Origin of the sequence: Maritalea sp. (genome assembly GCF_051251695.1) — a bacterium.
Classification (GTDB): Bacteria; Pseudomonadota; Alphaproteobacteria; order Rhizobiales; family Devosiaceae; genus Maritalea.
On the sequence record NZ_JBPOEU010000012.1, the window covers coordinates 79,184 to 103,635 of the forward strand.

The window sequence follows — 24,452 nt, forward strand, 5'->3', positions numbered from 1 at the left end:
ACCAATTGGCATAAACGACCCTGATGACAGACGAAAACCTGCAATTCGCTCAACCAAATGATGATGTGGCTCAAGCCCCACTAACCGGTTCCCCGCGCGAGGGTGCGCGACAGGAAAGTGCGCAAACATCAAAAACCAGCGCCGCTTCTAAGCCATCACCTCAGTTAACCCCCATGATGGCGCAATATTTTGAAATTCGCGCAGTTAATCCGGGATATTTGCTGTTTTACCGCATGGGCGATTTTTATGAATTGTTCTTCGATGACGCTGAAATCGCATCGCGGGCCCTCGGTATCGCGCTGACAAAGCGTGGCAAGCATTTGGAGCAGGATATTCCCATGTGCGGGGTGCCTGTTCACGCAGCACAAGGTTATCTGAAAAAACTCATTGCCCTTGGGCATCGCGTGGCGGTGTGTGAGCAGATGGAAAACCCAGCAGAAGCGAAAAAACGCGGGGCCAAGTCTGTCGTTAAGCGCGATGTCGTGCGCTTGGTGACAGCCGGTACGCTCACTGAAGATGACCTGTTGGACGACGGCGCGAATAACTACCTCGCCAGTTTAGCCATGATTCAACATGGCGATGCAGACTTTGCCATTTGCTACACCGACATTTCCACGGGCGAGATGTTTTATTGCGATGTGAGTGCCGAGCAACTTTCGGATGAGTTGGCCCGCATTGAGCCAACTGAGTTGATCGTTTCAGAACAAACCCATCGGTTTGTGACCGATCATAACCTGATCCCGATTAGTTTTTCAGGCCAATTGGCCGTCCAGCCTTCCGAAATCTTTAATTCTGAAGCCGCTATCGACATTTTGCGCGAGGCCTTTGGCGAAACTGCGAGTGACATTCTTGGCCAATCACGCATTGTTCGGTCGGCTATCGCGGGGGCAGTCACCTATATTGATCAAACCCAAAAGGGCGCAAAAGTACCGCTTCGTTTGCCCCAACGCGCTGGCGACAAGCTCATGCAAATCGATGCGGCAACCCGCATGTCGCTGGAATTGCTGCGCACCAATCGGGGCGAAACAAAAGGCGCATTGCGCGCCACAATGGATAAATGCGTGACTTCTGCGGGGTCTCGGCTTTTGTCTTCGCGGCTAAGCGCCCCTTTGTGCGACGCGTCAGCAACCATCCAGCGCCACGATATGGTTGGCGATTTCGTCAATAATAGTCTTGTGACATCTCTGGTGCGTGAGAAACTAAAATCAACGCCAGATATCGTGCGCGGATTAACGCGATTGGCGTTGGGTCGTGGTGGACCACGCGAAATGCTGGCCATCAAAGCAGCAATTGAAACCGCAGCTGCACAGGCAAAAGAACTTCAAGCACTAGAAATGCAAAGTGCAGGCGTGCAAAGCCTGTCCAACAAATTTGAAGATGCGCCGTTTGAGCTCGCGACCCAAATCGGGGAGCGTTTGAAGGACGAGGTGCCCATGTTGCCCCGCGATGGTGGCTTCATTTGCGAAGGCTTTGATGCGCAGTTGGATGAGTTTCGCACGCTTGCAACGCAAAGCCGCCAAGTGATCGCCGCCCTGCAAGCAAGATATGCTGATGAGACCGGCATCAAGGCCATAAAAGTCAAACACAACAATGTGCTGGGCTTTTTCGTCGAAGTGCCTGCTAGCCATGGCGCAAAGCTGATGGGCGAGCCGCTAAATGAGACGTTCATTCATCGACAAACTCTAGCCAATGCGGTGCGGTTTAACACAACTGAATTGTCCGAACTACAGGGCAAAATCACCCATGCGAGCGATGCGGCGTTAGCGGTCGAATTGAAATTATTCGACGAACTGCGCGACCTGATATTGCGTGAGACCACTAATCTGCAGAACCTGGCAGATGCCTTAGCTGAACTCGATCTCACCGCCGCTTTGGGCCAATTGGCGCTGGAGCAAAACTATTGCCGGCCAAAAATTGATGATAGCCGGTCGTTTGCAATCACCGATGGGCGTCACCCCGTGGTTGAAATGATGCTTGCGAAGTCGGCTGAAACAGCTTTTGTTGCAAATAATTGCGACCTGTCTCCGCCCCAGAGCCAAAACGATGGCGCACTTTGGTTGATCACGGGCCCGAATATGGGCGGTAAATCCACGTTTTTGCGGCAAAACGCACTGATCGCCATCATGGCGCAAATGGGGTCATTTGTGCCTGCAAGCGCGGCTCATATTGGCACGATTGACCGCGTATTTTCCCGTGTTGGCGCAGCGGATGATATCGCCCATGGCCGTTCAACGTTCATGGTTGAAATGGTGGAAACAGCTGCCATTTTAAACCGCGCAACTTCTGCCTCGCTTGTCGTGTTGGATGAAATTGGCCGTGGCACAGCAACATTTGACGGACTTTCCATCGCGTGGGCAGCGGTTGAAGCTTTACACGAAAATACAGGCTGTCGGGCCCTCTTCGCCACCCATTATCATGAACTAACCGCCCTTTCAGATCGGCTTGATCGTGTGTCGAACCACACCATGAAGGTGCGTGAGTGGGAAGGCGACGTGGTCTTTTTACACGAAGTAGCAAATGGCACCGCCGACCGCTCCTATGGTATTCAGGTGGCAAAACTTGCGGGGCTTCCAACCCATGTGGTGGAGCGTGCCCAGGAAGTCCTTACTATTTTGGAACAGCGAGAAACCAGCGATGTCGCGGCTGGGGTGGCGCAATTGCCATTATTTGCCGAGCGACGCCCAGCGCCGCAACCAAAGATAAATGATCAATTGCAAAAGCGAGTGCGTGAAATAAACCCGGACGAATTAACGCCGCGCATGGCGATTGATCTTCTTTATGAACTCAAAAAGCTTGGCCAATAACATGGAGAACGCTATTCGCAAAAAATTGAGCTTCACGCTTGCAAAAGCTGACGATTTGGTCGCTCAAATCCTGCGGGAAATTGGCGATGAAAACCCTTCAAGCTCGAAGGCCAGAGCTGTTGTTTTAAAAATTGCCAAACAGGTTTTAGCAACCGCCCATAAAGAAGCTGAGGCCGATTTACTTGCCAATGGCCGGGGCCGAGCCTGTGCCAAAAACCTCAATAACGCTCAAGACGAACTGATCAAAATGGCGTTCCGGTTTGCCTCGGAATATGTTTACCCGGTCACCAACCGGTCAGATGCCGAAGCCATATCCATCGCGGCGGTGGGCGGTTATGGGCGTGGAACGCTTGCGCCGGGTTCTGACATCGATTTGCTGTTTATCCTGCCCTATAAACAAACCCCATGGGGCGAGAGCGTTACTGAATATGTGCTCTACCTGTTGTGGGATTTGGGGCAAAAAGTTGGCCACGCGGTCCGCTCAATTGACGAATGTTTGCGCATGGCAAAAGCTGATATGACCGTGCGCACAGCAACGCTAGAGGCGCGTCACATCACCGGCGACAATGCGCTGTTCAAAGAACTTCAAACACGCTTTGGCGATGAAATCGTCGCTGATACCGGCCCAGAATTTATCGCGGCGAAAATGGCAGAGCGCGATGGGCGACACGAAAAAATCGGTAACACCCGTTTTGTGGTGGAGCCAAACATCAAAGATGGTAAAGGCGGCCTGCGTGATTTGAACACGTTGTTCTGGATCGCCAAATATTTCTATCGGGTCGATAAAAGCGCGCAATTGATCAAAAAGGGCGTTTTCTCAAAAGGCGAATATCGCCGTTTCCGCCGTTCAGATGATTTTTTGTGGGCCATTCGCTGCCACCTTCATTTCCTAACGGGCCGCTCCGAAGAAAAGCTCAGCTTTGATTTGCAGCAAGAGTTGGCGGCAAGGCTTAATGTAACTGGCCGGGCCGGGCTAAAGCCGGTTGAACGATTGATGAAACGCTATTTCGCGGTGGCCAAAGATGTTGGCGACCTGACCCGTATTTTTTGCACGTCCCTTGAATTCAATCATGCCAAAGATTTGGATGTGGTGGGGCGGGTGCGCAAAACTTTGTCGCGACGTCGTAAAATTCGCGGCGAAACAGATTTTGTGATCGAGCGAGGGCGCCTCAATATTGTTGACCAAGATGTCTTTGAAAAAGACCCCGTCAACATGATCCGGATATTTTATGTTGCCGGGCGCGAAGGGATATTATTTCATCCCGATAGCCTTAAACAGATTAACCGGTCTCGCCGATTAATTGATAAAAACCTGCGCACAAACCCTCAGGCCAACAAGTATTTCCTCGAAATCCTAACCCATGCGCCATCTGTCGAACGCATTTTGCGGCGGATGAACGAAGCGGAAGTTTTGGGGCGGTTCGTCCCTGAATTTGGTCGGATCGTCGCGCTGATGCAGTTTAACATGTACCACCATTACACGGTGGATGAGCACCTCATTCGCGCTGTTGGGGTTATGGCAGAAATCGTTCAGGGTGGCCTTAAGGATGAATTGCCGCTCACCCACGAACTATTGCCCCATCTTACCGACGTTAAGTTGCTGTTTGTCGCCCTCTTCCTGCATGACATCGCCAAAGGGCGCCCAGAGGATCATTCTATCGCTGGCGCAAAAATGGCGCGACGCCTATGTCCGCGTTTTGGGCTAAGTTCTGCGGAAACGGATACGGTTGCTTGGTTGATCGAAAAACACTTGGTGATGAGCGAAATTTCACAATCTCGCGATGTGCAAGACCCGGAAACCGCGACGAACTTTGCGCAAATTATCCAAAGTCCCGCTCGACTAAGCCTATTGTTGGTGCTGACCGCGTGCGATATTCGCGCGGTGGGACCCGGGGTTTGGACTGGCTGGAAAGGGTCGTTGTTGCGGGCGCTTTATTATGCGACCGAGCCATTGCTGTCCGGGGGGCATTCCCAAGTCAGTCAGGCTGATCGAATTGATGCGGCGAAACAGCGTTTAGCCCAAGCGTTACGCGATTGGCCCACAAAACAGGCGCAAGAATACTTACAGGGCCATTATTCTGCCTATTGGTTACGCTCAGAGTTTCAATTGCAGATCGACCATGCCCATATGATCCGCAAGGCCAATAAATTAGGCCAACAATTTGCAGGTTGTGTCGGGGTAAAAAGCTTCGAAGCGATTACCGAAATTTCAATTTATACGCCGGATCATCCACGCCTGCTTTCGATGATTGCTGGCGCATGCACGCTTTCAAATGCTGACATTGTCGGCGCACAAATTACGTTGATGCGCGATGGTCGGGCGCTGGATACGTTGCGTTTAAAACGCAGCTTTAAATCTGACGAAGAAGAACGCATTCGCGCGCTTAAAATCATCGAATTGGTGCAAAAGCTGTTAAGCGGCGAAAAGCATCTATTGCCCGAAATGGGCAAAGGTTCAAAACTCAATAAGCGTCTCAAACCCTTCAGTGTCCCAACCGACGTTCTAATTTCAAATTCATTGTCGAAAAAATTCACCGTCATCGAAGTATCCGGCCTTGATCGATCAGGCCTTTTGCATGACCTCACCAAAGCAATTGCTGATCTGAGCCTCACCATTGGCTCGGCTCATATTGGAACCTTTGGCGAGCGTGCGATTGACGTGTTCTATGTGACGGATTTAACCGGCATGAAAGTAACTGACCGCAAACGGCAAAATAAGATAAGGTCTGCGCTTGGCGGGATTTTTCCTTCAGGTAATGGCGAAAAACCGGCAAAGAAAAAGCCAGCAGAGATACGTGCGTGAGGCTTTTTAAGAACTTTGCCAGTGTCGGTAGCGCAACGCTTTTGTCCCGTTTGTTGGGATTTGCCCGCGACATTATGATGGCGGGCATTTTGGGCGCTGGTCCAGTGGCGGATGCGTTTGTTGCAGCATTTCGTTTGCCCAATATGTTCAGGCGCATTTTGGCTGAGGGCGTTTTTAACACCGCCTTCATTCCCTTATTTGCAAAAGCACTAGAACAAGAAGGCGAAGAGCAAGCCAAACGCTTTTCAGCTAACATTGTGTCGTCCCTCATCTATATTTTGCTGGTGCTGACCATCCTCGCTGAGATTTTCATGCCACAGCTGATTTTGCTTTTAACCACTGGTTTTGCAAATGATCCTGAAAAGTTTGAACTTACGGTTTTGCTGGCCCGTATCTGTTTCCCCTATTTGGCCTGTATGTCGCTGATGGCTGCTTATGGCTCAATTCTAAACGGACTTCGCAAGTTTTTCCTCGCCGCCTTGGCCCCGGTTTTGCTCAATGTCGTGTTGGTGATCGTATTGGCCTATTTGGTGGTGGTTTCCGTTGAAACACCGTTGGCAGGCATCATCATTTCTGGCGGCGTATTGGTCGGTGGTTTCGCCCAAATCGCCTTGGTTGCGTGGGCGCTCATGCGTACAGGCTTTTTCCCGCGCCTTACCTGGCCCAAATTCGATAGCGATTTGAAGAAGTTTTGGGCGCTGGCAATTCCTGCAATTTTGACCGGCGGTGTGACCCAAATCAATATTTTGGTCGGCACGAACATTGCATCTAGTCAAGAAAGCGCCATTGCCTATCTTTATTATGCGGATCGGCTTTATCAATTGCCATTGGGCATGATCGGCATTGCGATTGGCGTTGTGCTTTTACCCGAATTATCACGATTGCTAAAATCCGGTGCGGCGACCCAAGCCGCAAATGTGCAAGAACGCAGCTTGTTCTTTGGTTTAATGTTGACGCTGCCCGCCGCAGTGGCGTTGTTTATAATCGCTGAGCCGATTATCTCGACGCTGTTTCAACGTGGTGCCTTTGATGCAACCGCGACCAAGCAAGCCGCAGCAGCACTGCAAATTTTTGCCCTCGGGTTGCCAGCCTTTGTTTTGGTTAAAGTATTCCAGCCCAGCTATTTTGCGCGTGAAGATACGAAAACCCCTGCTATATTCGCAGCGGTTTCCGTTGTCCTTAATATTGGCTTTTCGGTGTTGTTGTTCCCCAAACTGCAACATGTTGGCATTGCATGGGCAACTACCATTTCGGGTTGGGCAAATGTGCTCATGTTGGTTGTGACGTTGGGGTTTTGGCGTCAATTGCTGTTGCCTTGGTCTGTTATCTTCAACGTGATCTCTCTTTTGGCCGTCAGCTTGATCATGGGCGCGGTGCTTTATTTTGCATCCAACTACCTAAGCGCTCAATTCTTGGCCGAGTTGCCCCTATTGTGGCGGGCTTTATGTTTAGCAGTTTTGGTTTTTGCGGGGGCTGGCAGCTATTTTGCACTGCTGCATATATTTGGCATTCAACGCCTAAACCGATGGCGAGATTTCGTTAAATCCTAATCCGATGAGCGCGCACAACCACGCACATAGTGTTGAAATGTCTGCGACTTCACTGTTTACAATTTTACCTCACTTCGTTTAGGTAATCCCTTCAATTAACTTCATAAAGCTTGGGTCCACACCATGACTGAATTTAAAAATCGCCTATTTTCAGGCGTACAACCAACCGGTGATCTTCATTTGGGCAATTATTTGGGTGCCGTTCGGCGCTTCGCCCCCCTGCAAGATCAGTTTGACTGCATCTTCTGCGTTGTTGATATGCATGCCATTACCGTTTGGCAGGACCCAAAAGTGCTTCGCCAAAAAACCCGCGAAGTTGCGGCGTCATACATTGCAACTGGTGTTGATCCGAAACGTTCGATCATTTTCAACCAAAGCCAAGTCATGCAACATGCAGAACTGGCTTGGGTGTTTAATTGTGTGGCACGGATCGGCTGGATGAACCGCATGACACAGTTTAAAGACAAAGCCGGTAAGAATCGTGAAAATGCGTCTTTGGGGCTTTATGCCTATCCTAGCTTGATGGCGGCGGACATTTTATTGTATCGCGGAACACATGTGCCTGTTGGCGATGATCAAAAACAACATCTGGAATTAACCCGCGACATCGCGCAAAAGTTCAACAATGATTTCAACGCTGAAATCGTTGAAGAAGGTTTTGAGGACGGACAGTTTTTCCCCATCACCGAACCTTTGATTTCCGGCCCAGCGATGCGGATTATGTCATTGCGCGATGGCACGAAAAAGATGTCAAAGTCTGACCCTTCCGAAATGTCATGCATTGCCCTGATGGATGATGCAGAAAAAATAGCGAAGAAATTCCGCAAAGCAAAATCAGACGCGGAACCGCTACCATCCGAAATTGAGGGGCTTGAAGGTCGTGCTGAAGCGCGCAACTTGGTTGAAATTTATGCCGCTCTTGCCGATAAAACCTCGGAAGACGTCTTGCGTGAATTCGGTGGACAAGGATTTGGCGCGTTTAAGCCAGCGCTTGCTGACTTGGCCGTAGAGCGCTTGAGCCCAATTTCTGCTGAGATCAGCCGGATGTTAGCAGAACCAGATGAAATTGATTCCATTTTGCGCGATGGGGCGGAACGCGCGGGTGAAATTGCAGAAGAAACCATGAAGCATGTGCGCCAAATCGTTGGCTTTCTTAGCTAAATCAGATTGAAAATTTGCTGCGCCGGTTCTGTCAAGAATTCTATCTTGGCAAATGGCGCAGCAAATGTCAGCATGCGCCAAACGGGAGATGCGGCAAATATGGATCGACCTAGATATAATCGCAAATTTTTAGCAGTTTTGGATGGCACGGACGAATGCGCAGTGGCCGTTACCTTTGCTGCGTGCCGCATGCGCCGCACCGGCGGCGTCGTCAAATTGCTTGTTGTGATCGAACCCGATCAGTTTCAACACTGGATTGGCGTGGAAAATGTCATGCGGGCCGAAGCTTTTGAAGAAGCTAATCGCTGGCTCGACGACGCTGAAGCTCAGATTAAAAAACTCGGCGATATTCCGGTTGAGCGCGAAATCCGCGAAGGCGTTAAGGCAGATGAAGTAGAAGCGGCAATCGCTGAAGATAAACACATTTCAATTTTAGTGCTTGCATCGTCTAAGTCTACTGATGGACCGGGCCCATTGGTGAGCGCCATTGCCGCACGTGGCGCGACAGCTCTGCCCATACCCGTGGCGATTGTGCCGGGCTTCCTCAGCGATGAAGATATTGAAGAATTAGCTTAAGCTTCGCGGCGATAAAGCGTCACAGTTTAGTGTTAGCCCTTGCCTTTGCGTTTAAAAATACTATTTTGGAACTATTCTAAAGAAGATTTAGCCCCAACGATGGGTTTAAAAGCTCGGAGACCTGAGAACCATGTTTATTCAAACTGAAGCGACACCAAATCCGCAAACTCTAAAGTTTTTGCCTGGACGCGATGTGTTGGCAGGCGAGCCTATGGATTTTCGAACCGAGGAAGCAGCAGGCGCTTCGCCGCTTGCATCCGCATTGTTCACCATTGATGGTGTTTCAGGTGTGTTCTTTGGATCAGATTTCATCGCCGTCACCAAAGGCGAAAATGAATGGTCACACATCAAACCAGCAATTCTTGGCTCCATCATGGAACATTTCATGTCCGGCCAGCCGTTGTTAGCGGATGGCGCTAGCCAATCGCAAAGTGATGATGCTGACGAATTTTTTGAAGAAGCTGACGCCGAAATGGTCGAAGTGATCAAAGAACTGTTGGATACGCGGGTGCGACCGGCTGTTGCGATGGACGGCGGCGACATCACCTTTAAAGGCTTCAAGCAAGGCACTGTTTATCTGCATATGCAAGGCGCGTGCGCTGGTTGCCCATCTTCAACCGCAACGTTGAAAAACGGCATTGAAAACCTCCTTCGTCACTTCGTTCCTGGTGTAGAAGATGTACAGCAAATCTAGCTTCAAGTATTATACTTAGATGACCCATTATCCCATCACCCTCGCCATCGACACGGCGCAGGCCAGCTGTCAAAGCGCACTGATCGACGCAGATGGCTCTAGCTATGCAATGTCCGAAGCGCGAGCGCGTGGGCATGCTGAACATGTGATGGATCAAATCGATGCGCTGCTTGACAATGCGCAGCGCGAATATGACGACCTTGAACGGATTATTGTTAGCGCGGGCCCAGGCTCTTTCACCGGTTTGCGCGTGGGATTGGCCGCCGCTCGCGGACTGGCCGTGGCGCTGGATATTCCGTGTTTGGGCATTCCTACCATGTTGGCGCTTTCCTTAAGCGGCAAAGACAATCACCCGCTAAGCGTTCTGATTGATGCGCGTCGTGATCAGTATTTCCGCCAAGAATTTTCTGCGCCGGGTAAACCAATGTCCGCGCCCGCAGCGATTGACAATAACCTTGCGCTAGAAGGTTTGGATGACAAAAGCCGAGTTCTTGGATCTGGTGCCCAATGGGCGGCTGAACAATGCGGCGTTCAAAATTTGGAGTTGGCCCGCGACCCAGATATGCGCACCTTCATCAACGTGGTGAAGATGGCTGAGTTTGGCCAAACTGCCAAAATAGAAGATTTCCCGCCGGAGCCATGCTATATCCGCGCGCCGGACGCAAAGCCCCAATCTGCAAAACATATTGAACGCCTATGAAAATCTGGATGGCACCAGCCGGACTTCATGTCGAGCCTGCCCAAGTGGGTGATGAAAAGTCCCTCGCCGCTTTGCACGCTGAAGGGTTCTTCCGCGGTTGGACCACGGCGGATTTTCAATCTTATTTGCGTAGCGCAGAAACCCCAATTTATGTCGCGTGTGATGCAAAACGCAAAATCGCTGGCTTTTCCATGTTGCGCATTGCGGATGACGAGTGCGAGTTGATGACCATCGTGATCAATAAAAAATTCAAAGGCAAACGCCTGTCCACCGCTTTAATGCAGGCGATGATTGAAGATTTGATGATGAGCCCGGTCACCAAAATGTTTTTGGAGGTGGACGAAGACAATCAGCCTGCCCGAAAACTCTATGATCGTTTTGGTTTTGCCCAAATTGGCGAACGGCGTGGATATTACCCACGTCCTGATGGCAAAACGGCAACGGCCCTTGTCATGAAAGCTGATCTCGGATAATTCAAATTCAGATCACTGCGCAGAATAAATGGGGTTTGGCTGATGGGCAATTCAAACGAGAACGCAAACCTTGAACAACTCTGCGAAACATCGGGTATGCGCATGACCGAACAGCGTCGCGTCATTGCCCGTGCGCTGGCAGAGGCGGCTGACCATCCTGACGTTGAGGAACTATATCGTCGCGCATCAGCAATTGATCCACGTATTTCCCTTTCAACTGTTTATCGCACGGTTAACCTGTTTGAAGAGGCGGGACTGGTCACCAAGCATGATTTTAAAGATGGCCGCGCCCGTTTTGAGCAAATCCCAGACGAGCATCACGACCACTTAATTGATGTGCGCACCGGCAAAGTCATCGAATTCCGCAACGAGGAAATCGAGGCCATTCAAGAAGTCATCGCCCGCAAATTAGGTTTTAAGTTGGTCGATCATCGGCTCGAACTTTATGGCGTGCCACTTGAAGATAAAAAAGCGGACGATGAAGATAAATGATCTGGCGGATCATATTTTTTATACTGATTACCGTGCCGGGGCTTATTGCCATCGTCACTTTTCAAACGATTTATTTGTGGCTTAAATGGCCAAATTGGCACTTTTTCCCACATTTGGCGCACAAATTGGTTTGCTTCAATTTGGGGCTAAAGGTGCGCCAAATCGGCCAGCCTGCGCGCGATAAGCCGACCCTTTTGGTCTGTAATCACATTTCTTGGCTCGACATTCCAGCCGTTGGTGCAACCGCACCGGTAAGCTTTGTCGCCAAGTCTGAAGTTGGCCGTTGGCCAATTGTTGGGTTCTTGGCCAATTTGCAAAAAACGATTTATGTCGATCGGCAAAGGAAAACCGATACCGGGCGGGTAACGGACGAAATGAGCGAGCGCATGTCCAGCGGACAACCTGTTCTGCTTTTTGCCGAAGGAACATCTGATATCGGTTTGCATGTCCTCCCGTTTCGCTCGGCGTTGGTCGGCAGCGCCCAGACGGCGATGAAAGATGGCGCAATTAGCGAGCTTTACATCCAACCCATGACCATCGCTTACACCCATTTAAATGGCTTGCCGATCTCTCGCGCGGAGCGCTCCAAAATTGCTTGGGTTGGTGATATGGGGGTCGAGGACAATATTGGCGATATCCTTAGTTCAGGCACAAAATCTGTCACCATCATGTTTGGAGAACCAATTTTGTTTTCGCGTGATGAAGACCGTAAACTGGTGACTAAAAAAGCTGAGCAAGCCGTGCGCGATATGTTGGTTGCGATCAATCGGCAAACCGCACTGCCTACCGCCCATCAAGGCGCGCACTAGAAGTCTTTGCCTCATCTGAAACTTTGGTGTAACAAGACGCCTTATCCTTTTAACATGATCAAAAAAGACCGGTTTTACACCTCATGAAAAAACTGTTCATCAAAACCTATGGCTGTCAAATGAATGTCTATGACAGTGATCGTATGGCGGACGCGCTCGCCCCTTCGGGCTATGAAGCAACGACCGATATCGATCAGGCAGATTTGGTGGTTCTAAATACCTGTCACATTCGGGAAAAGGCAGCGGAAAAGGTTTATTCCGAATTGGGCCGATTGCGCATTATGCGCCAAAAAAGAGAACAAGCTGGCGGCAAAATGATGATCGGGATTGCCGGTTGTGTTGCTCAAGCCGAGGGCGAAGAAATCGTTCGCCGTGCGCCGGTGGTTGATCTGGTTTTTGGTCCGCAATCTTACCACAAATTACCCGAACTTGTTGAAAGAGCCCATAAGGGCCGGGTTGTGGAAACTGATTTTTCCGCCGAAGACAAATTCGAACATTTGCCCAAACCCGCAAGAGAAACCACCATTGCGCGCGGATTAACGTCGTTTCTTACCGTGCAAGAAGGGTGCGATAAGTTCTGCACGTTCTGCGTGGTGCCGTATACAAGGGGCGCAGAAGTTTCCCGCCCAGTGGCTCAAATCTTGGGCGAAGCAGAAAATTTGGTTGATGCGGGCGTTAAAGAAATCACGCTGCTTGGCCAAAATGTAAACGCCTATCACGGGGAAGGTAAGGGCGGGGAAACTCAAGGTTTGGCCCAACTTCTCTATCGCCTCAGCGAAATCAAAGGGCTGGACCGTTTGCGCTACACCACATCGCATCCGCGCGATATGGATGACGCTTTGATCAACGCCCACCGCGATCTTGAAATGTTGATGCCCTATTTGCATTTGCCTGTGCAGTCGGGTTCTGACACGATTTTAAAGTCGATGAACCGTCAACATACGGCAGAGGAATATTTGCGGGTGTTGGAACGCATGCGTGAAGCGCGTCCTGATATTGCGCTGTCGGGAGACTTCATCGTTGGTTTCCCCGGTGAAACGGACGAAGATTTTGAAGCGACAATGAAAATTGTGCGCGACGTGGAATATGCCCAAGCCTATTCGTTCAAATATTCAACCCGTCCCGGCACGCCCGGTGCGCAGATGGATAATCAGGTGCCAGAAGAAGTGAAGTCTGAGCGGTTGCAACGTTTGCAAGAACTGCTCAACCACCAACAAACCGAGTTCAACAAGTCTCGTATCGGCTCAACAATGCGCGTATTGTTTGAAAAAACAGGCCGTGATCCGGGTCAAATTGTTGGTCGTTCGCCATACCTTCAACCGGTTCAAGTGGATGCAGACCCGTCCCATATCGGGACTATTCAGGATGTTTTTGTGGAATCGGTAGGCAAATTTTCACTTTTTGGTAAGATTGTCACAAATTAGATAGATCAATATTCCAATAGTTGCGGCATACTCAAAGTGATAGTGAGTCGCAAAACATTTAGGAGCGCTTGTTTGACAAAATCATGGTCACCCGAAGGCCATAAATCGGACACAACAGATTTGGAAATGGCGTTTGAAGACAACCGTCTCGCGTCCCAACTTTATGGCGAGTTTGACCAAAATCTAGCGTTGATCGAACAAAAGCTCGGCGTTCGCGCCAATACCCGTGGCAATCACGTCATGCTTTCTGGCAATGCGGTGAGTGTTGATCAGGCGCGACGAACCCTAGAATCTCTTTATGCGCAGCTTGAAGATGGCCAAAATTTCTCAATTGGCGATGTAGATGGCGTTATTCGCATGATCCTTACCGAGGATAGCCAGCTCACTTTGCCTACATTTGAGAAAAAAGGCCGTGTGCGCATGGCGCAAATCGCCACCCGCAAATCAACCATTATCGCCAGATCACCGGCACAAGATGGCTATATCCGCGCCATGGATCGCACCGAATTGGTGTTCGGCGTTGGCCCTGCGGGTACGGGCAAGACTTACTTGGCGGTCGCCTATGCCGCAACAATGTTAGAACGTGGCGATATTAGTCGGATCATCTTGTCTCGTCCGGCGGTTGAAGCTGGCGAGCATTTGGGCTTTTTGCCCGGCGATATGAAAGAAAAGGTCGATCCTTATCTGCGTCCGCTTTACGATGCGCTATATGACATGATGCAGCCTGAAATTGTTGATCGTTGCATTGAAAATCACACCATCGAAGTTGCGCCACTCGCGTTTATGCGTGGCCGGACTTTGTCCAATGCCGTGGTGATTTTGGATGAAGCGCAAAACACCACTGCCCAGCAAATGAAGATGTTTTTGACCCGTTTGGGCGAAAACTCGAAAATGATCATCACCGGCGATCCTTCTCAAGTTGATCTGCCCCGTGGCGTTCGATCTGGTTTGGTAGAAGCGTTGGATTTCCTCAACGGTGTTGAAGGTATTCACGTTACGCGCTTTACAGATAAAGATGTTGTTCGTCATGAGTTGGTGGCCCGCATTATTCGCGCTTACGATAAAGCTGAGAAAAAGGCCAAAAATGCAGATTAAAATTTCTGCTTATTTGGTGTTCGATCTTGCCTGAATTTGATTTGGAGATTGACGTTCTCATCGTAGATGAGATTTGGCCTTTATCTTTGGAAGCTGATATTTTGCGCGCGATTAACGCCGCGATTGCCCATCTAAAACTTGATGTAAAAGTACCAGCAGAACTTTCAGTTTTGCTGACCAATGATCAGCATCAACATGAGTTAAACGCGCAATGGCGGGAAAAACAGTCCTCAACAAATGTGCTTTCTTTCCCGCAAATTGAGCCGTTTTCTCCGGTTGCTGGCCTTATTGGCGACATATCGTTGGCCTACGAGACCGTTGCAAAAGAGGCGCAGAGTGAAAACAAAAGCCTAAAAGATCATGTGTCGCACCTTTGCGTGCATGGTTTTTTACATATTTTGGGCTATGATCACCTCACAAATGACGACGCGGAGCAAATGGAACTCTTAGAGCGTGAAATATTATTGACGCTTGAAATTGATGATCCATACACCGAAATAGCACTTGAAAACGTAAGACTTCTAGAGGAGTAAAAACGGCCCAACGGCCGTATTGAGATGAACGACAAAGATCAACCCATCGCCGCGGCGCAAAGGCCGCATCGCCAATCTGGCGACAGCGCACCATCCAAAATTCAATCCCTTGAAAACCAGTTGGCTGATAAAAAGCTATCTTTTTGGGGAAAAATCCGAGCAAAACTGGCGTTCCGTGCCCCGACCTTGCGTGAAGATCTGCAAGAGGCGCTTGAAGATTCGACCAAAAATGGATTTGACGCTGCCTTTTCAGATGGGGAACGCGCGCTCATTCAAAACGTTTTGAACCTGTCTCAAATTCGCGTCGAAGACGTGATGATCAATCGGGCTGATATCGAAGCAACCGAAATTAATGATACGGTTTCAAACCTGATCGCTCGGTTTCGAATTGCAGGTCACTCGCGTTTGCCGGTTTACGATGTCATGCTCGACAATATTGTTGGGATGGTTCACATCAAAGACCTATTGCTAAGCCTGTCCGAACCCCAGCAATCCGACGAAAAAAAATCACAACCTGAAAAACTCAAGTCTGGCACCCTGCGCACAAAACTGGCCAATACCGGAATTGTGCGCGAAGTGCTTTACGTGCCCCCCGCCATGCCGGTTGGCAACTTGCTGCAATCCATGCAAGCAACTCGCATTCATATGGCAATCGTTGTTGATGAATATGGCGGAACCGATGGTCTGGTGACCATTGAGGATTTGATCGAGGAAGTTGTCGGCGACATCGAGGACGAACATGATGAAGCCGCACAAATTCAAATCAGCCAGCTCGACGAAACCACTTTCGTTGTAGATGCGCGCTGTGAATTGGATGATTTAGCTATCGCTCTGGGCCCCGAGTTTGATCCCGGCGAACACGCTGATGATGTGGATACATTGGGCGGGTTGATAACTTCGCTTGTGGATCGCGTGCCTGTACGGGGTGAAGTTATTTCAAAGTTACGTGGATTTGAATTTGAAATTATTCACGCAGATCCACGCCGTTTGCGCACGATCAAGGTGACCCAACGAAAACGGGCGACACGTCCGCGCCCCCCGCGCAAGCTTAAGATCGAAGAAAGCCAAGAAAGCGACAGCACGAAAACAGCCGCTGAGTAGGGCACAGCAAGAATAGGCGTGTTCAGCACTTGACGAACCCACTGTGAAACGTGAGCAATGCGCCTAACTGATTTGCAATTTGGGTAGAGCCGCAAAATGCTGGAAAATTTCGCACAATGGTGCATGTTGGTACATGGATGGCGACGCCTTATATTGTCGTTTGCGGCCGGTGCCCTAGCGGCGCTCAGCATGCCGCCGCTATTTATCTTTCCCGCCCTGTTTATCGCTTTTCCAATTTTGGTGTGGCTGCTTGACGGTGTTGAAACCGATCTGAGTTGGCGTCAAAAACTATTTGGCCCGGCCTTTCGCATCGGTTGGGCCTTTGGTTTTGGATATTTCACCTTTTCACTCCATTGGATGTCTGGCGCGTTTTTTATCGAGCCGGACCTGTTTTTATGGGCTTTGCCCTTAGGGCTGCTGGGTCTACCAGCTGTTTTGGCGATATTTTGGGGTATCGGTGCAGCATTGGCTCACCTTATGTGGTCTGATTATGGGCAACGTATTTTTGCCTTGGCAGCCTGTCTGAGCATTGCTGAATTTTTGCGCGGCCATTTATTCACCGGCTTTCCGTGGAATTTGCCCGGCTATGTTTTCGCCATCACCGACCAAACGCTGCAATTGGCCTCAATTCTGGGCATTTATGGTTTGAGTTTTTTGGCGCTGCTTTTTGCCATGTCTCCCGCGTCCATTTGGCCGCACATGGAACAATCGGCAAAAAAGAGATTTGGGCCTCTGTTTGCTAGCATTGTACTTGTTGCCGGTTTTGCAGCCTTCGGACAGATGCAGCTGAATGCAAACCCCACCATTTTTCGTGATGATGTGCGCTTGCGCTTGGTTCAGCCCAACATTCCCCAGGTTGAAAAGTGGAAACCTGAAAATGCAGTGCCGATCTTTGAAAAGCTTTTGGCCATGTCCAAAGAACAAAGCTCGCCATCTGACCCTGGCCTAATTGCGGCGACCCATTTGATTTGGCCTGAATCAGTATTTCCGTTTTTGATCAATGATCACCCAGATGCACTGGCGCGAATTGCAAGGCTGTTACCCAATGGCACAACTTTGATCGCTGGTGCTGCCCGTCAAGATTTTACCCTGTCAGGGGTGGATCAGAACCGGGACGGTATTTTTAATTCGATCATTAGTTTTAATGATCAGGGTGAAATAAACGCCACTTACGACAAATATCGGCTGGTGCCCTTTGGCGAGTATGTACCGTTTAAACCTTTGCTTTCCCTTTTGGGTATTCGCGAACTGGTCACCGCGTCGGATAGTTTTGTGCATGGGGACACGCCCCGAAAACCATTCCAACCTCTGGGAACGCCGCCTTTATTGCCGCTTATTTGTTACGAGGTCATTTTTTCGGGTGGGTTTGGGCAAATCGCACAACAAGCCGAGTGGATGCTTAACTTAACAAATGATGCATGGTTTCAAGGCACGATCGGTCCAGCCCAACATTTTGAACACGCGCGCATGCGGGCTGTTGAACAGGGACTGCCACTCGTGCGTGTCGCCAATACCGGCCTTACCGCAATTATTGACCCGAATGGTCGCATAACAGCGGCGCTTGCGCCTGATCAGGCGCTTATACTCACAGCCAACTTGCCCCAAAGGCTTGAGAAAACCATTTTTGCCCAATATCGTCACAATGTATTTTATTTGATAATTTTTGCGACGCTTATTTCTGTATTATTGCGCAATCGATGGCGTCGCCGATGGGAGGACTAATTTGTCATTCACCAGCCCCCGACAACCAGACTTGGTTGATCAACATGTTGGCCAACAAGTTCGAATTCGGCGCAAAACCTGCCGTATGTCCATGAAGCAACTGGCAGAAAAAATAGGCATTACCTACCAACAGGTGCAAAAATATGAGACCGGTGCCAACCGGATCCCCGTATCTCGCCTCGCACTAATCGCTGAATTACTGGGCAGTAGCCCCGGTGATTTTTACGCGAGCGGAACCCAAAGTGCGTTTGCAGAAGGGGCCCAACAATCATTTTCAAACCTTTCCCCAGACGATCAACGTTTGTTGCAAGCGTTCAACGCGATTCCCTCAGATCAGGCCAAAAAGGCACTTTTGGACATCGCAGACCAAATGGCTGCGCCTTTTTTGGCACAAAATTTGGATGAATGATTTTTGATATAACGAAATCTTTATATCCTATTGCAATTATGACGTTCAAATAATATCACTCGTGGCAACAACTGGGACAATGGTGCTCCAATGGCACCTATCGATCCTTACGGAAAGGCTTTGCTTGTGGCAACTTCGTCATATCTTTTCACCTCTGAATCAGTTTCAGAAGGCCATCCAGACAAAATTTGTGATCGCATATCAGATGCTGTCCTGGACGCTTTCCTTAAGGAAGACCCCTATTCCCGGGTGGCGGTTGAAACGCTTGCCACCACAAATAGGGTGGTTTTAGCGGGCGAAGTGCGCGGACCTGAGTCAATCGACAAGGCGAAAATGCAAGAAATTGCACGCGGCTGCATAAAGCATATTGGCTATGAGCAGGACGGCTTCCATTGGGAAAAATGTGATATCGATGTCTATGTTCACGAGCAATCTGCTGAAATTGCTCAAGGGGTCGATGCGGCAGGCGACAAAGATGAAGGCGCTGGCGATCAGGGCATCATGTTTGGTTTTGCGACGGACGAAACGCCAGAACTCATGCCTGCGCCTATCCAATATGCCCATAAGATTTTGCGCACGATGGCAACAGCCCGACATGCTGGCGAGGTGCCTCAACTCGCCCCGGACGCCAAAAGTCAGGTCACGCTGAGATATCAAGATGGCAAACCGGTTGGCGCGACATCTATTGTGGTCTCCACCCAGCACATGGAAGGCGTCAGCCAAGCGGAAGTCCGCGATATTGTGCGTCCTTTTGTGGTTAATGCCTTGCCAAAGGGCTGGATGTGCCCTGAGGAAGATTTTTACGTCAACCCAACCGGCGCATTTGTCATCGGTGGGCCTGACGGTGACGCTGGGCTCACGGGTCGAAAAATCATCGTGGACACCTATGGCGGCGCAGCGCCCCATGGCGGCGGTGCGTTTTCAGGTAAAGACCCAACAAAAGTTGATCGCTCTGCGGCCTATGCCGCCCGCTATTTGGCGAAAAATGTGGTTGCTGCTGGTTTGGCCAAAAAATGCGTGATCCAATTGTCCTATGCGATTGGTGTTTCCAAGCCGCTATCGATCTTTGTGGATACATTTGGCACTGGCACGGTTGATGATGATAAACTGGGACCAGTTTTGAACAAAGTGATGGACCTGTCCCCACGCGGCATTCGAGAAGCGCTTCAATTGAACAAACCAATTTATGAGCGAACCGCTGCATACGGCCATTTTGGTCGGAACCCAACAAATGATGGTGGGTTTTCTTGGGAACGTTCAGACTTGGGCCCATCAATATTGGCAGAGTTGTCCTAGTCCATGTCACCCGTTTCCACCTCACATGTGCGAAAAAATGACTACGGTCCAGAAGCTGAGCGAAAGGCCTTTTTTGGTCGCCGCTCAGCCCATAAGTTGCACCCAACCCAAGAAAAGCTGGCCCAAGAGCTATTGCCCAAGGTCAAATTGGATCTGCCTGACAGTGAGGTAGGGCTGGGTGATGTTTTTGCACAGCCTGCGTCCAAAAACTTCATCGAAATTGGCTATGGCGGTGGCGAGCATTTAGCCCGTCAAGCACAGACAAATCGCGACGCCAACTTTATCGGGTGTGAGCCATTTATCGGCGGCATCGGCAAGATGCTGCAAGCCATCAATGAAAACGATCTTGAAAATGTGCGCCTTTACACCGACGACGCGCTACACCTGCTCAAAGTGCTGCCCAAGGCCCAGTTTGATGGTGCCTATCTGCTTTATCCGGACCCGTGGCCAAAAAAACGGCACCATAAGCGTCGATTTATCAATTCCGTTACGCTGGATGCATTGGCTAAAATTTTAAAGCCCGGCGCGCAATTTCGCGTGGCAACAGATATTGAAGACTATGCCACCTGGACCCTTGGCCATGTTGTCCGCCATTCAGAATTTAACTGGCCCACTGCAAAAGCCGGATCATGGCATCAGCCATGGGACGGATGGCAATCCACCCGATATGAGCAAAAGGCGCGAAAAGAAGGGCGAGACATCTCGTTCTATTTCACTTTTATCCGTCGCTAGGGTTCGGTTGTTTACTGAAATTCAAATTCAGTTACTTGCGCTTTAAAAAACGCGAAATAATCAGGGGTACCTATATGGTTGCCAACTTCCACGTCGCTCACAATGGTGATGCCGTCGAAGGTTTTATACCCATGCGCTATGCCACCAAACGGTTGCAGTTTAAATTCTTGGGCTGCATTTGCATTGCTCCACCGCTGAATTTGAAATTTAGTTGGAGCCCCTCGCTGATCAACTGTAATGTCAACGGCTTGGGTTAACCCATGCGCATTTACCGTTGCTTGGATCACGTTGGGCGAAATCTGTTCCCATTCAACCCCGAATTGGGGCAACAGGGACACAGGTGACCACGCGGCCATTTCTATCACCAACCGGCCAAAACCGGAGCGTTGATAATTGGCGTCCCCACCTGCGCGCACAACAGGAAATAGTCCCAACAACCAAAACCGAGTATTGGCGCTGGCGTTCCAAAATACGTCACTTCCATTCATGAGCATTGCGGTGTCGTAGGTCTTCAAACTCCACGTAAATCCTGTCGGGGGGGCATTATATTGGGTTGCCGTGAACTTGTAATAGGTGTGCTTATGCACGTCACCCAATCCAAAGTCGCCCACCATTTCCATGCGACTGACAACTTTTAGGTCTGCACCTGGCGCGATCATAAAGTTAAAATAGCTTTGAACAGCAGGCGGTAGACCGGCTATCATTGAAGGGTCATAGACACCTCTTGCCCCATCTTGCCATTTCCAGATTTGATCATTGACGGCGTCCAGCTGCTTTTTGTCGCTGAAATTGAACCAGAAACCCACCAATGCCAAAAGCACAATTGTGGCCCCGGTGAAATAGAACGCATAGACAAAAAAGTTCCTGAGCATCGCTGTTCCCTTGTGTTGTTTGTCTATGATGAACTTGTTTGCCCCTTAATGCGTTGATGGAAGTCAACTTGGTGGCTTGCTTGTCGACGGGCGGGGTGGTGAGCAAATGGCTTGCCAAAGCGGCATAAGGCAAGTATATAGACCTCAAAATCTCAATCTAAATATGAGAGTGGTGCCAACCGGCCCCGCTCTTTTTTAATACCAAAATGGGTCAAATGAGCGTCGAACTCGACTTAAACGAACAAAGATTTAACCGCGAAACGGGCCAAGAACTGCGCGTTTCCGCGATCCTTGAACCGGTAGCACAAGATATGGGCTATCGGCTGGTTCGCGTGCGCGTCAGCAATGATAATGGCTGCACGCTGCAAATCATGGCTGAAAACGCCCAAGGCGAGTTCAACATTTCCGATTGTGAGAAATTCTCGAAAGAAATTTCACCGATTTTGGATGTCGAAGACCCGATTAGCCGCGAATATCATTTGGAAGTATCGTCCCCCGGGATTGATCGTCCGTTGGTTAGGCTTTCAGATTTTGCATTGTGGGTAGGCCATGAAGCAAAAGTTGAATTGCAAAATATGGTCGATGGTCGTCGCAGATATCGCGGCACGATTGAGGCCGTTGAAGGCAATCAAGTTTTATTGCGATTGCCAGATATCCCTGCGGGTCAAGAAGACTTGCACAAAATTGAGATTGAAAATTTGGCGGAAGCCAAATTGTTGATGACCGACAAATTGCTCGACGAAGCGCGCGCCAGACAAAAAGAGGCGAGCCCGTTGGATAATGAAGAAATAGAAACAGAAATCGACCAATCCGAACTAATCGGTGAACAGGACAGCGACGCCTAAAAATTTAGGTGCCTGTTTACATATGAGGAGATGACATAATGGCTGTCAGTGCAAATCGGCTTGAACTATTGCAGATCGCAGACGCTGTAGCGCGCGAGAAATCAATTGATCGCACGATCGTAATTGAAGCAATGCAAGACGCAATTCAAAAAGCGGCGCGATCTCGCTATGGTGCTGAAACTGAAGTTAGAGCAGAAATTAACCCAACAACTGGCGAGTTGCGCATGTGGCGTCTGCTCGAAGTTGTGGAAGAGGTTGAAGAGCATGGCCGTCAGATTTCATTGCCTGACGCCCAGCTTCGAAATGCCGAAGCCAAATTAAGCGATTTTATCACCGAGCCGCTTCCCCCAATTGAATTTGGCCGTATTGCTGCGCAGTCCGCGAAACAGGTTATCGTACAAAAAGTACGTGATGCCGAGCGCGAGCGTATGTATGACGAGTTTAAAGATCGGCTTGGCGATATCATCAACGGCACTGTTAAGCGCGTTGAATATGGCAATGTGATTGTTGACCTTGGTCGCGGCGAAGCGATTATTCGTCGTGATGAATTGATCCCGCGTGAAACGTTCCGCTATGGCGACCGTGTGCGTGCCTACATTCACGATGTGCGCCAAGAACAACGCGGCCCGCAAATCTTCTTGTCTCGAACACACCCGCAATTCATGGCGAAATTGTTCATGCAAGAAGTGCCTGAAATTTACGACGGCATTATCAATATTCGCTCAATCGCTCGCGATCCGGGTAGCCGCGCAAAAATTGCTGTTGTTTCAAATGATAGCTCGATCGATCCAGTTGGTGCCTGTGTGGGTATGCGTGGATCACGCGTGCAAGCCGTTGTGAACGAATTGCAAGGCGAAAAAATCGACATTATCCCATGGACCGAAAGTATCGGTGATTTGGTGGTTTCTGCATTGCAGCCCGCCGAAGTGGTAAAAGTGGTGCTGGACGAGCAAGCCGAGCGCATCGAAGTTGTTGTGCCGGACGAGCAATTGTCTTTGGCCATTGGCCGTCGCGGCCAAAATGTGCGCCTCGCGTCTCAATTGATGGGTTGGGATATCGATATCCTTACTGAGCAAGAAGAATCAGAGCGTCGCCAAAAAGAATTTACTGAACGTTCTGATCTGTTCATGAACGCGATGAATGTTGACGAGATGGTTGCGCAATTGTTGGCATCTGAAGGCTTTTCTTCTCTTGAAGAGGTCGCCTATGTTGAGCCAACTGAAATCGCATCGATTGATGGTTTTGACACAGATACAGCGGCTGAAATTCAAGCCCGTGCTGCTGAGTATATTGAAGCGAGCGAAAAAGAGCGTGACGACGAGCGCAAAAAACTCGGCGTTGAAGATGAACTTTACAATATCCCCGGTCTAACCGGCGCAATGCTTGTTGCTTTAGGTAAAGAAGAAATCAAAACGATTGAAGACTTTGCCGGTTTTGCAGCGGACGATTTGGTTGGCTGGACAGAGAAAAAAGACGGCGAAGTGTCGCGTTTTGATGGCACATTCAAAGACTTCCCTGTCAGCCGCGAAGAAGCTGAGGAAATGATCATGGCTGCACGTTTGCAGGCTGGTTGGGTGACGCTGGACGATTTGAGCGACGAAGAAGTTCAAGACGAAGGCGAAGCTGAAACAGAAGTTGTAGCCGAGGCCGCAGACGCGGTGGCTGATGCTGAAGTTGCGACAGAAGTTGAAACAGAAGAAAAGCCTGTAGCTGAATAAGACTAAGGGTAAAGGAAAACGAAGGCTCAATGACAACACATAGGCAAATTGCGACGCGTGAATGTTGCGTGACCAAACAAATTTTGCCAAAAACCGAGCTAATGCGGTTTGTTGTTGGGCCAGATGACCAAATTTATCCAGATGTGACTGGAAAAGCTGGCGGACGAGGCGTATGGGTAACCCCAACGGCTCATCATGTTGCTGAGGCACAAAAACGCAAGGCATTTACCCGCGCACTGAAAATGCAGGTTAAAATGCCAGACGATCTTGCTGGTTTGACCCAAGAACACTTGGAAAATCGCTTGATTGGCGCGTTACAGTTGGCGCGCAAGGGCGGCTTTTTGGTAATGGGCGCGGTCAAAGTGCGCAGCGCATTAGAATCGGATAAAGCCCGGGCGCTCATTACGGCCCAAGATGCGCGCGAAGATGGTCGACGTAAAATGATGCAATTGTTGCGGGTTTTAGAACTCGATGACACGTTGCCTCATATTGATATTTTGGGTGCTGAACAATTGAGTTTGGCATTTGGCGGTAAAAATGTGATACATGCAGCGCTGGTAGGCGGTGCAGCAGCAAATTCGGCCTTAGAGCGGTACAAAACCCTTGTACGCTATTTGGCCAAAACATAACGGATAGTGGCGAA

22 protein-coding genes are annotated in these 24,452 nt (G+C 49.7%); 21 read left to right on the forward strand and 1 reads right to left on the reverse strand.

Features of this window, described 5'->3' with window-relative positions; translation table 11 throughout:
- Positions 1-23 precede the first annotated feature (23 nt).
- The 18 genes from mutS (at position 24) to trmB (ending at position 20,374) form a co-directional block, all read left to right on the forward strand.
- Positions 24-2,804, forward strand: a complete 2,781-nt coding sequence (mutS, locus tag ACSHWX_RS09170) for a DNA mismatch repair protein MutS (RefSeq protein ID WP_435667905.1) — start codon at positions 24-26, stop codon at positions 2,802-2,804.
- Positions 2,779-5,607 carry a [protein-PII] uridylyltransferase gene (locus tag ACSHWX_RS09175; RefSeq protein WP_435667906.1) on the forward strand — a complete coding sequence of 943 codons (2,829 nt, stop codon included), beginning with the start codon at positions 2,779-2,781 and terminating at the stop codon, positions 5,605-5,607. The genes mutS and ACSHWX_RS09175 overlap by 26 nt, the downstream gene beginning before the upstream one ends.
- Entirely contained in the window at positions 5,604-7,157 is a 1,554-nt protein-coding gene (gene murJ / locus ACSHWX_RS09180) for a murein biosynthesis integral membrane protein MurJ (RefSeq protein ID WP_435667907.1), read from the forward strand. The genes ACSHWX_RS09175 and murJ overlap by 4 nt, the downstream gene beginning before the upstream one ends.
- A 123-nt stretch (positions 7,158-7,280) precedes the next feature.
- The gene (trpS, locus tag ACSHWX_RS09185) at positions 7,281-8,318 is read left to right on the forward strand and encodes a tryptophan--tRNA ligase (RefSeq protein ID WP_435667908.1); all 1,038 of its coding nucleotides are present in this window, start codon (positions 7,281-7,283) and stop codon (positions 8,316-8,318) included.
- Between the two features lie 99 nt (positions 8,319-8,417).
- Positions 8,418-8,894, forward strand: coding sequence for a universal stress protein (locus ACSHWX_RS09190; protein WP_435667909.1), 477 nt, complete (start codon positions 8,418-8,420; stop codon positions 8,892-8,894).
- Positions 8,895-9,024: 130 nt separating this feature from the next.
- Entirely contained in the window at positions 9,025-9,588 is a 564-nt protein-coding gene (locus tag ACSHWX_RS09195) for a NifU family protein (RefSeq protein WP_435667910.1), read from the forward strand.
- 19 nt (positions 9,589-9,607) lie between these two features.
- On the forward strand, positions 9,608-10,288 hold the full coding sequence (tsaB, locus tag ACSHWX_RS09200) for a tRNA (adenosine(37)-N6)-threonylcarbamoyltransferase complex dimerization subunit type 1 TsaB (RefSeq protein ID WP_435667911.1): 681 nt from the start codon (positions 9,608-9,610) through the stop codon (positions 10,286-10,288).
- Positions 10,285-10,761, forward strand: coding sequence for a ribosomal protein S18-alanine N-acetyltransferase (gene rimI / locus ACSHWX_RS09205; RefSeq protein ID WP_435667912.1), 477 nt, complete (start codon positions 10,285-10,287; stop codon positions 10,759-10,761). The genes tsaB and rimI overlap by 4 nt, the downstream gene beginning before the upstream one ends.
- A gap of 42 nt (positions 10,762-10,803) precedes the next feature.
- Complete coding sequence (locus ACSHWX_RS09210) at positions 10,804-11,253, forward strand: Fur family transcriptional regulator (RefSeq protein ID WP_435667913.1); 450 nt, start codon at positions 10,804-10,806, stop codon at positions 11,251-11,253.
- Positions 11,250-12,062, forward strand: coding sequence for a lysophospholipid acyltransferase family protein (locus ACSHWX_RS09215; protein WP_435667914.1), 813 nt, complete (start codon positions 11,250-11,252; stop codon positions 12,060-12,062). The genes ACSHWX_RS09210 and ACSHWX_RS09215 overlap by 4 nt, the downstream gene beginning before the upstream one ends.
- Before the next feature lie 83 nt (positions 12,063-12,145).
- On the forward strand, positions 12,146-13,486 hold the full coding sequence (miaB, locus tag ACSHWX_RS09220; RefSeq protein WP_435667915.1) for a tRNA (N6-isopentenyl adenosine(37)-C2)-methylthiotransferase MiaB: 1,341 nt from the start codon (positions 12,146-12,148) through the stop codon (positions 13,484-13,486).
- 126 nt (positions 13,487-13,612) lie between these two features.
- Positions 13,613-14,581: a PhoH family protein gene (locus tag ACSHWX_RS09225; protein ID WP_435667953.1), complete on the forward strand. Its 969-nt coding sequence runs from the start codon at positions 13,613-13,615 to the stop codon at positions 14,579-14,581.
- A gap of 26 nt (positions 14,582-14,607) precedes the next feature.
- Complete coding sequence (ybeY, locus tag ACSHWX_RS09230) at positions 14,608-15,114, forward strand: rRNA maturation RNase YbeY (protein WP_435667916.1); 507 nt, start codon at positions 14,608-14,610, stop codon at positions 15,112-15,114.
- Between the two features lie 24 nt (positions 15,115-15,138).
- The gene (locus tag ACSHWX_RS09235) at positions 15,139-16,215 is read left to right on the forward strand and encodes a hemolysin family protein (RefSeq protein ID WP_435667917.1); all 1,077 of its coding nucleotides are present in this window, start codon (positions 15,139-15,141) and stop codon (positions 16,213-16,215) included.
- 96 nt (positions 16,216-16,311) lie between these two features.
- Positions 16,312-17,937, forward strand: coding sequence for an apolipoprotein N-acyltransferase (gene lnt, locus ACSHWX_RS09240; protein ID WP_435667918.1), 1,626 nt, complete (start codon positions 16,312-16,314; stop codon positions 17,935-17,937).
- A gap of 1 nt (position 17,938) precedes the next feature.
- Entirely contained in the window at positions 17,939-18,346 is a 408-nt protein-coding gene (locus tag ACSHWX_RS09245; protein WP_435667919.1) for a helix-turn-helix domain-containing protein, read from the forward strand.
- 126 nt (positions 18,347-18,472) lie between these two features.
- On the forward strand, positions 18,473-19,642 hold the full coding sequence (metK, locus tag ACSHWX_RS09250) for a methionine adenosyltransferase (RefSeq protein ID WP_435667954.1): 1,170 nt from the start codon (positions 18,473-18,475) through the stop codon (positions 19,640-19,642).
- 3 nt (positions 19,643-19,645) lie between these two features.
- On the forward strand, positions 19,646-20,374 hold the full coding sequence (gene trmB / locus ACSHWX_RS09255; RefSeq protein WP_435667920.1) for a tRNA (guanine(46)-N(7))-methyltransferase TrmB: 729 nt from the start codon (positions 19,646-19,648) through the stop codon (positions 20,372-20,374).
- 11 nt (positions 20,375-20,385) lie between these two features.
- Here trmB and ACSHWX_RS09260 read toward each other — a convergent pair whose 3' ends face one another.
- Positions 20,386-21,246 (reverse strand): DUF6544 family protein, encoded by an 861-nt coding sequence (locus ACSHWX_RS09260; RefSeq protein ID WP_435667921.1) that lies wholly within the window; start codon positions 21,244-21,246, stop codon positions 20,386-20,388.
- A 215-nt stretch (positions 21,247-21,461) separates the two neighbouring features.
- Here ACSHWX_RS09260 and rimP point away from each other — a divergent pair, with 215 nt between their 5' ends.
- Genes rimP through ACSHWX_RS09275 form a run of 3 tightly spaced genes read left to right on the forward strand, consistent with a single transcriptional unit; the run spans position 21,462 to position 24,438 of the window.
- Positions 21,462-22,091, forward strand: a complete 630-nt coding sequence (rimP, locus tag ACSHWX_RS09265) for a ribosome maturation factor RimP (RefSeq protein WP_435667922.1) — start codon at positions 21,462-21,464, stop codon at positions 22,089-22,091.
- 38 nt (positions 22,092-22,129) lie between these two features.
- Positions 22,130-23,809 (forward strand): transcription termination factor NusA, encoded by a 1,680-nt coding sequence (gene nusA / locus ACSHWX_RS09270; RefSeq protein ID WP_435667923.1) that lies wholly within the window; start codon positions 22,130-22,132, stop codon positions 23,807-23,809.
- 29 nt (positions 23,810-23,838) lie between these two features.
- Complete coding sequence (locus tag ACSHWX_RS09275; protein ID WP_435667924.1) at positions 23,839-24,438, forward strand: RNA-binding protein; 600 nt, start codon at positions 23,839-23,841, stop codon at positions 24,436-24,438.
- The last annotated feature ends 14 nt before the right edge of the window (positions 24,439-24,452 follow it).